The 976-nt window shown below is 61.0% G+C and carries 1 protein-coding gene; it reads left to right on the forward strand.

Annotated elements, in window-relative coordinates; translation table 11 throughout:
- A partial coding sequence (locus tag HX803_RS32145; RefSeq protein WP_178926080.1) for a Na+/H+ antiporter NhaC family protein occupies positions 1–927 on the forward strand: 927 nt, incomplete at its 5' end.
- Between the last annotated feature and the right edge of the window lie 49 nt (positions 928–976).

The raw sequence follows: 976 nt of genomic DNA on the forward strand, positions 1-976 counted from the left end.
CTGCTGTACGTGCTGACCAAGCTGCAACTGGACCGCCGCCTCATTGCCTGTGTGATGACCTTCGGCCTGATCACCCCGTACATGTTCCTGCCGGTGGGCTTCGGCAATATCTTCCTCAACCAGATCCTGCTGGCCAACGTGGCCAAGAGCGGGGTGGACATCAGCCAGGTCAACGTCACCCACGCCATGGGGTTGCCAGCGCTGGGCATGGTGGTCGGCCTGCTGGTGGCGGTGTTCGTCAGCTACCGCAAGAAACGCGTATATGACCTGGAGAAAATCGAACGGGTCGAGCAAGTAGCCGTGCAGTACAACCCGCTGACCCTGCTGGTGGCCGGCCTTGCGATTGCCTCGGCGTTCATCATTCAGCTGTGGCTGGACTCGATGATCATCGGCGCCTTGGCCGGTTTCCTGATCTTCTCGGTGTCGGGCATCGTGCGCTGGCGCGAGACCGACGACCTGTTCACCGAAGGCATGAAGATGATGGCCATGATCGGCTTCATCATGATCGCCTCCTCAGGCTTCGCCGAAGTGCTCAAGGCCACAGGCGACGTGCGCTCGCTGGTGGAAGCCTCGGCGGCCTTCATCGGCCATAGCCGTGGCGTCGGCGCCTTGTTGATGTTGTTGGTGGGGTTGCTGGTGACCATGGGCATTGGTTCGTCGTTCTCCACGGTGCCGATCCTGGCGGCGATTTTCGTGCCGCTTTGCGTACAGCTGGGTTTCAGCCCGTTGGCCATCGTGTGCATCGTCGGCACGGCCGGCGCGTTGGGCGATGCGGGGTCGCCGGCGTCGGACTCCACCCTGGGCCCGACCTCCGGTTTGAACATTGACGGCCAGCATCACCATATCTGGGATACGGTGGTGCCGACGTTTTTGCATTACAACATTCCGCTGTTGGCTTTCGGCTGGCTTGCCGCCATGACGCTCTGATTGGGGGCTGAGTACCTATCCATTGTTTGGGTAACGGCTACTTAGGGTT

This window comes from Pseudomonas sp. P7548, from assembly GCF_013386585.1.
GTDB lineage: Bacteria > Pseudomonadota > Gammaproteobacteria > Pseudomonadales > Pseudomonadaceae > Aquipseudomonas.